Source organism: Micromonospora sp. ATCC 39149, from assembly GCF_000158815.1.
Classification (GTDB): Bacteria; Actinomycetota; Actinomycetes; order Mycobacteriales; family Micromonosporaceae; genus Micromonospora.
Map to the genome: position 1 here is coordinate 519984 of NZ_GG657738.1, position 6730 is coordinate 526713.

Annotated in this window: 7 protein-coding genes and 1 pseudogene; 1 reads left to right on the forward strand and 7 read right to left on the reverse strand. The window is 75.5% G+C overall.

The genetic code is table 11. From position 1 onward, the window contains the following. Positions 1–50: 50 nt before the first annotated feature. The 3 genes from MCAG_RS02180 to MCAG_RS02190 all read right to left on the reverse strand — a co-directional run bounded on the left by MCAG_RS02180 (position 51) and on the right by MCAG_RS02190 (position 3213). Positions 51–848, reverse strand: coding sequence for a sugar phosphate isomerase/epimerase (locus MCAG_RS02180; protein ID WP_157548350.1), 798 nt, complete (start codon positions 846–848; stop codon positions 51–53). Positions 849–913: 65 nt separating this feature from the next. Further along, a complete protein-coding gene (locus MCAG_RS02185) occupies positions 914–2065 on the reverse strand; it encodes a dihydrodipicolinate synthase family protein (protein ID WP_007071356.1) in 1152 nt (383 codons plus the stop codon). Continuing rightward, positions 2062–3213, reverse strand: a complete 1152-nt coding sequence (locus MCAG_RS02190; protein ID WP_007071357.1) for a Gfo/Idh/MocA family protein — start codon at positions 3211–3213, stop codon at positions 2062–2064. Before MCAG_RS02190 ends, MCAG_RS02185 begins: the two co-directional genes overlap by 4 nt. A 187-nt stretch (positions 3214–3400) precedes the next feature. On the opposite strand from MCAG_RS02190, the gene MCAG_RS02195 reads away from it, so the two are divergent. Beyond that, a complete protein-coding gene (locus MCAG_RS02195) occupies positions 3401–4417 on the forward strand; it encodes a LacI family DNA-binding transcriptional regulator (RefSeq protein WP_007071358.1) in 1017 nt (338 codons plus the stop codon). Between the two features lie 193 nt (positions 4418–4610). On the opposite strand, the gene MCAG_RS02200 is transcribed toward MCAG_RS02195, so the two are convergent. The 4 genes and pseudogenes from MCAG_RS02200 to MCAG_RS02210 all read right to left on the reverse strand — a co-directional run. Continuing rightward, on the reverse strand, positions 4611–5240 hold the full coding sequence (locus tag MCAG_RS02200) for a bifunctional 4-hydroxy-2-oxoglutarate aldolase/2-dehydro-3-deoxy-phosphogluconate aldolase (RefSeq protein WP_007071359.1): 630 nt from the start codon (positions 5238–5240) through the stop codon (positions 4611–4613). After that, positions 5237–5752, reverse strand: coding sequence for a PfkB family carbohydrate kinase (locus MCAG_RS35560; protein ID WP_369751350.1), 516 nt, complete (start codon positions 5750–5752; stop codon positions 5237–5239). Before MCAG_RS35560 ends, MCAG_RS02200 begins: the two co-directional genes overlap by 4 nt. Before the next feature lie 47 nt (positions 5753–5799). Next, positions 5800–6366, reverse strand: a pseudogene (locus tag MCAG_RS35565) (sugar kinase); the annotation flags it as partial. Further along, the coding region (locus tag MCAG_RS02210; RefSeq protein WP_036371979.1) for a DUF6807 family protein at positions 6363–6730 on the reverse strand (368 nt) is incomplete at its 5' end. The gene MCAG_RS02210 and the pseudogene MCAG_RS35565, both read right to left, overlap by 4 nt.

Below are 6730 nucleotides of genomic sequence, written 5' to 3' on the forward strand. Positions count from 1 at the left end.
GGGCCGCAACTGCAAGATCACCGAAGGGGGATGGGGTGGGGGCGGGTGAGTTAGGCCACGTGGGCGAGGTGGGCCGTGATCGCGGCGGCGAGGATGTCCGGGCCGGGGCGGGCCCACAGGTCGGCGTGGAAGACCTCCACCTCGATCGCCCCCCGGTAGCCGGCGGCGTCGACCGCGTCGCGGAACCGGCGCAGGTCGACGCAGCCCTCGCCGGGCAGCGCCCGGCCGAGCAGCACGCCCTCCGGCAACGGGGTGATCCAGTCCGCCACCTGGAACGCGGCGATCCGGTCCCCGGCGCGGGCGATCTGCCGGAAGACGGCGTCGTCCCACCACAGGTGGTACGTGTCGACCACCACCCCGACCGTGCCCGGGTCGAACCGCTCGGCGATGTCCAGGGCCTGGCCCAGGGTGGAGATCACGCACCGGTCCGCGCAGAACATCGGGTGCAGCGGCTCGATGGCCAGCCGCACCCCGGCCGCTTCGGCGTGCGGGGCCAGCTCGCCGATCGCGTCGGCGACCCGCTGCCGGGCCCCGTCGACGTCCCGGCTGCCGGCCGGCAGGCCGCCGGAGACCAGCACCAGCTCGCCGGTGCCGAGGGTGGCGGCCTCCTCGATCGCCCGCAGGTTCTCGTCGCGCCAGCCGTCGGCGGTGAAGAACCCGCCCCGGCACAGCGACGTGACGGTCAGCCCCGCCTCGCGGACCAGCCGCGCCGCCCGCTCGACGCCGTGTTCCCGCACCGGCTCTCGCCAGAGCCCGACGCCCGGCACCCCGGCGGCCACGCAGCCGGCGACCAGTTCCTCCAGGGCCCAGCCGGTGGCCGTGGCCTGGTTGAACGAGAACCGGGCCAGCCGGTCGGCGGCGGGGCTGCCCGCCGGTCCACCCACGGCGGCCACCGCCGGCTCGCCCACGGCGGTCACTGGGCCACCCCGGCGACCGTGAAGTACGCCCGGGCCCGGGCGGCGGCCAGCTCGGCGTCCGGCAGCAGCCCGGCCGCGTCGGCCAGGGTGAGCAGTCGGGCCAGGTGGGCCGGCGACCGGCCCGCCTGCTGCCCGCCGACCATGGTGAAGTGATCCTGGTGGCCGGTCAGCCAGGCCAGAAACACGATGCCGGTCTTGTAGTGCCAGGTCGGGGCCGCGAACAGGTGCCGGGCCAGCGGCACGGTCGGGGCGAAGACCTTTTCGTACGTCGTGAGGTCGCCATCGTCGAGGGCGGCCAGCGCGGCGGCGGCGGCCGGTGCGACCGCGGCGAACACCCCGAGCAGGGCGTCGGAGTGCCCCACCTCGTCGCCCCGGATCAGCTCCGGGTAGTGGAAGTCGTCGCCGGTGTACAGGCGTACCCCGGCCGGCAGCCGGCGACGCAGCGCGACCTCCCGGTCGGCGTCGAGCAGGGACACCTTGATCCCGTCGACCTTCTCCGCATGCTCCTTGATCAGGTCGAGCACGGCGTCGGCGGCGACGTCCAGGTCGGACGAGCCCCAGTAGCCGGCCAGCGCCGGGTCGAACATGTCGCCGAGCCAGTGCAGCACCACCGGCTGGTCGGTGGCGGCCAGCAGGTGGGCGTACACCCGCTGGTAGTCCTCCGGGCCCCGGGCGGCCGCGGCGAGGTGCCGGCTGCACATCAGCACCGGCCGGGCCCCGGCGGACAGGACCTCGGTGAGCTGCTCGGCGTACGCGTCGCGGATCCGCTCGATGCTGGCCGGGCCGGCCGGGAGCTGGTCGGTGGCGACCCCGGCCACGATCCGGCCGCCGGCCGCGCGTGCCTCGGCGGCGCTGCGCCGGATCAGCTCGCGGGTCGCCGGGTAGTCCAGGCCCATGCCGCGCTGCGCGGTGTCCATCGCCTCGGCGACCCCGAGCCCGTACGACCACAGGTGGTGCCGGAAAGCGAGGGTACGGTCCCAGTCGACGGCGGCCGGGGCGCCCGGGACGTTCTCGGCACGCGGGTCGGCCACCACGTGCGCGGCGGCGTACGCGATCCGGGAGGTGGCCGGGGCGGCGGGGCGGGGAAAGCCGCCCGCGCCGGAGAGCCGGTGCCGGGTGCCGTCGGGCAGGGCGACCTCGGCGCTCATCGGCCCAGCTCCGGGACCTCGACGCGGCGGTGCTCGCGGGCCGAGCGCAGGCCCAGCTCGGCGAGCTGCACGCCGCGCGCGCCGGCCATGAAGTCCCACGGGAACGGCTCGCCGGCCACCACGTGCCGCAGGAACGCCTCCCACTGCACCTTGAAGCCGTTGTCGAACTCGTCGTTGTCCGGCACCTCGCTCCACTGCGCGCGGAAGTTCTCGCCGGAGGGCAGGTCCGGGTTCCACACCGGCTTCGGGGTGACCGAGCGGTGCTGGACGCGGCAGTTGCGCAGCCCGGCGACGGCGCTGCCCTCGGTGCCGTCGACCTGGAACTCGACCAGCTCGTCGCGGTTGACACGCACCGCCCAGGAGGAGTTGATCTGGGCGATGATCCCGCCGTCGAGCTCGAAGACGCCGTACGCGGCGTCGTCGGCGGTGGCCGGGTAGGGCCGGCCGGCCTCGTCCACGCGGCGCGGGATGTGCGTGGCGGTGACGCAGGAGACGGCGCGGACCGGTGCGAACAGCTCCTCCAGCACGTAGTGCCAGTGCGGGAACATATCCATCACGATGCCGCCGCCGTCCTCGGCGCGGTAGTTCCAGGACGGGCGCTGGGCGGGCTGCCAGTCGCCCTCGAAGACCCAGTAGCCGAACTCGCCGCGCACGGAGAGGATGCGGCCGAAGAAGTCGCCGTCGATCAGCCGCTTGAGCTTACGCAGGCCGGGCAGGAAGAGCTTGTCCTGCACCACGCCGGTGCGCACGCCGGCGGCGTCGGCGGCCCGGGCCAGCTCGACCGCGGCGGCGCTGTCCTCGGCGAGGGGCTTCTCGGTGTAGATGTGCTTGCCGGCGTCGATCGCCTGGCGGACGGCCTTCTCCCGCTGCTGGGTGAGCTGGGCGTCGAAGTAGACCTCGACGTCGTCGCGGGCGAGCGCGGCGGCGAGGTCGGTCGTGGAGTCGGTGAGCCCGTGCCGCTCGGCGATGTCGCGCAGCCGGCTCTCGTTGCGGCCCACCAGGATCGGCTCGGGCCAGATCCGGGTGCCGTCTGCCAGCGGCACTCCGCCCTGCTCCCGGATGGCGAGCAGCGAACGTACGAGGTGCTGGCGGTAGCCCATCCGGCCGGTGACGCCATTGACGATGATGCCTATCGGCCTACGGCTCATGAATGTCTTCCCTCTCTTCGGGCGGCCGGCACCCCGCCCGGCGGGCAGGAACGGCCGACAGCCAGGCAAGCGCATTCCTGAGAGCGTAGGTGGGCCTCGCCCCGCCAGGCAAGGGCTTTCCCACCCGACTGCGGTAGCCTGTCCGCGACCGCGCGGGGTCCGCGCGGAGGACCATGAGGGGCGGCGGATGGCGACGCTGGCCGATGTCGCACGGCGGGCGGGGGTCTCCCCCGCGACGGCGTCACGGGTGATCAATGGCAGCAGCAAGCCGGTCGCGAACGAGCTGCGCGAACGCGTGCTGCGCGCCGTCGCCGACCTGCGGTACGTGCCGAACGCGCACGCCCAGTTGCTGGCCCGGCCGCAGCGCAGCGTGGTCGGCATCGTCGTGCACGACGTGTCCGACCCGTACTTCGCCGAGGTGACCCGGGGACTGCAACGGGTGGCCACCGAGCGGGGCCGCCTGTTGATCATCTGCAACAGCTACCGCGACCCGGTCCGCGAGCTGGAGTACGTGGAGCTGTTGCGTGGCCAGCAGGTCGCCGCGATAGTGCTGGCCGGGTCCGGCTACCACGACGCCGGGTTCACCACGCTGCTCAACGAGAAGCTCGCCGCGTACGAGGCGACGGGCGGGCGGGTCGCGGTGATCGGCCGGCACGACCACTCCGGGGACGCGGTGATGCCGGCCAACGCGACCGGCGGCGAGCTGATCGGCCAGGAGCTGCTGCGCCTCGGGCACCGGCGCATCGGGGTGATCGCCGGGCCACGGATCCTCACCACCATCACCGACCGGCTGACCGGGCTGCGGCGGGCGCTCGCCGGGCAGGGCGTGGAGCTGCCCGAGGAGCGGATCCGCTACGCCGACTTCGACCGCGACGGCGGGGCCCGGGCCACCGCCGAGCTGTTGGCGACCGACCCCGCCCCCACCGCGATCGTGGCGCTGAACGACTCGATGGCCGTCGGCGCGCTCGCTCTGCTGCGCGCGCGCGGCATCCGGGTGCCCCAGGACGTGTCCGTCCTCGGCTTCGACGACATGCCGATCGCCGCCGATGTCACCCCCGCGCTGACCACGGTGCGGCTCCCGCTGGTCGAGCTGGGCGTGCGGGCGATGACCCTCGCCCTCGATCCGGCCAGCGGGCAGCCCCGCGTCGAGAGCCTACCGGCGGAACTGGTGCGTCGGGGCAGCACCGGCCCCGCCGCCGACTGACCCGCCCCGGATCCGGGACGCGACCCGGGCGGCCGGGGCCGGGCCCCGGACGGCCGGGGCGGGGACGCCATGTCGGCGACATCGCGCGATCAACTCCGCCGGATGCCGCCATGTCGGCGGCATGGAATCGATCACCAGCCCGGACGGCGTCGCCAGGCCGGCGGGGCAGGCCGGACGCGGCAGGCCCGGAAGGTCAGGCCGGGCGGATGGCAGAGCCTCGGTCGCCCCGGGCCAGCTCCGCGAGCCGGTCGATCTGGCTGGGGTCGGACAGGGCGGACCCGACCGCCACCACCTTGACGCCGGCCGCCAGGAAGTCGGCGGCGTTGCCGGCATCGATCCCGCCGGTGGCGACGAAGCGCAGTTCGGGCAGCGGCCCGGCGACCGCCTTGAACCACTGCGGCCCGAGGCTCACCGCCGGGAACGCCTTGAGCCAGGTCAGCCCGTGGTCGCGGGCCCGCTGCGCCTCGGTCGGGGTGGCCACGCCGGGCAGGTGGGGAATCCCGTAGGTGAGCGCGGCGTCGGCCACCGCGAGGTCGAGCCCGGGCGCGACGGTGAACGCCGCCCCGGCAGACGCGGACTGCCGGACCTGCGCCGGGGTGAACACGGTGCCCGCCCCGACGATCCGGTCCCGGGTCCGCCCGGCCTCCACCGCGGCGCGCAGCGCGTTCATCGCCTCGGGTGTGCGCACCGGCACCTCCACCACGTCGATGCCGAGGTCCCAGGCCCGGTTCGCCAGCCGAACCGTCTCCTGCGGCGGCAGGTCCCGCAGGATCACCATCACCCGCGCGCCGACGAAGATCGGTGCGAAGTCGTGCGCCGTCACCGGCTGCCCCTTTCGTTGCCGGGGCCAGCCGCGCCGGTCCCCACGTTCGCGCTTACGCCATCGGCCACTTCGGCCGACACGTCCTCCGGGCCGACGCACCCACCCCCCAAGCCCGCCGGACCGCCACCGACCACGCCGTCGACCAGGCCGGCCGTCACCGGGTCGATCGCCGCCCACCGGTCGGCGGGCAGGGCAACGACGTCGTCGAGGTCCCGCCGGTGCGGCGGCGGCGCGCAGTCGCCGGGCACCGCGAGGGCCCGGACCGCGACGACGTGCCCGCAGCGCAGCGCGGCGGTCTGGTCCAGCCCACGCAGCACGGCGGAGAGGTACCCGGCGGCGAAGGCGTCCCCGGCGCCGACCGGTTCGACCACCGGCGCGCGCAGCGCCGGCACGAACACCGCCGGCCCGGTACGCGGCAACGCGGTCGCGCCGACCGCCCCGTCCTTGACGACCACCGTTCCCGCGTGCGGCAGCAGCCGGCGCACCGCCTGTGGTGTCGGGCGGTCCCCCACAGCCGCTCGGCCTCGTCCAACCCGACGAGGACGATGTCGGCCCGGTCGGCGATGCCGCGCAGCACGTCGGCGGCCCGGTCGGCGGGCCAGAGCCGGGGCCGGTGGTTGACGTCGAAGCTGACCAGCGCGTCGCCGAGCGGCCGGGCGTCGACCGCGTGCGCCACGAGGGCGTGGCAGGACGCCGACAGCACCGGGGTGATGCCGGACAGGTGCAGCAGCCGCGCGCCCGCCAGGCGCGGATCGTCCAGCGCGCCGGGATCCAGCCGGGAGGCCGCGGAGCCGGCCCGGTAGTAGTGCACGGCGGTGACCTCCGGCCGGGGGTCCTTGAAGTAGACGCCGGTCGGGGCGTCCGGGTCGACGGCGACCGAGTCGACGTCAACGCCCGCGCCCGCGACCTCGCGGACCACCATCCGCCCGAACGGGTCGTCGCCGACCCGGCTGACCCAGGCGACACGGTGGCCGAGCCCGGCCAGGCCGATCGCCAGGTTGGACTCCGCGCCGCCGACGCCGAGCCGGAGCCGGCCGGCGCGCTCCAGCGGGGACCCGTCGTCCGGCGACATGACCACCATGGTCTCGCCGACGGTGACCACCTCGGGGCCGGGCGCGGCGCTCATGCCCGTCCCGCCGGCTCCACGGTGGCGGCCGGGGCGGCGACCGCGTCGCGGTCGAGGACCCCGTCGGCCACGGTGACGGTGTGCCGACCGTGCCGGTTGTCGCCGGCCGGCACTGCGGCCGGTGTCTCGAAGGCAAACGCCACGCAGACCCCCGGGTACATCGCCGTCCGGACGAACCACCGGTCGCTGGGCCCTAGGCCCGCGAAGACCAGAGTGTACGCTCCGCCGTCCGGCCCGGTGCCCGTCAGGGCGGCCCACGGCGCGGCGCTGCCGTTGACGGGCTCTCGCCGTCGGCGCAGGCGGTGCAGTGTGTGGTGGTGCGGCGGCCGGGCCGCGCCACTGGAGCCGGTGTGCCAGCACGTCG

What these genes read in the sequence shown, in the direction of transcription:
- MCAG_RS02185 (WP_007071356.1), bottom strand. Translation starts at nt 2,065, where the DNA reads ATGAGCGCCGAGGTCGCCCTGCCCGACGGCACCCGGCACCGGCTCTCC.
- MCAG_RS02190 (WP_007071357.1), bottom strand. Translation starts at nt 3,213, where the DNA reads ATGAGCCGTAGGCCGATAGGCATCATCGTCAATGGCGTCACCGGCCGG.
- MCAG_RS02195 (WP_007071358.1), top strand. Translation starts at nt 3,401, where the DNA reads ATGGCGACGCTGGCCGATGTCGCACGGCGGGCGGGGGTCTCCCCCGCG.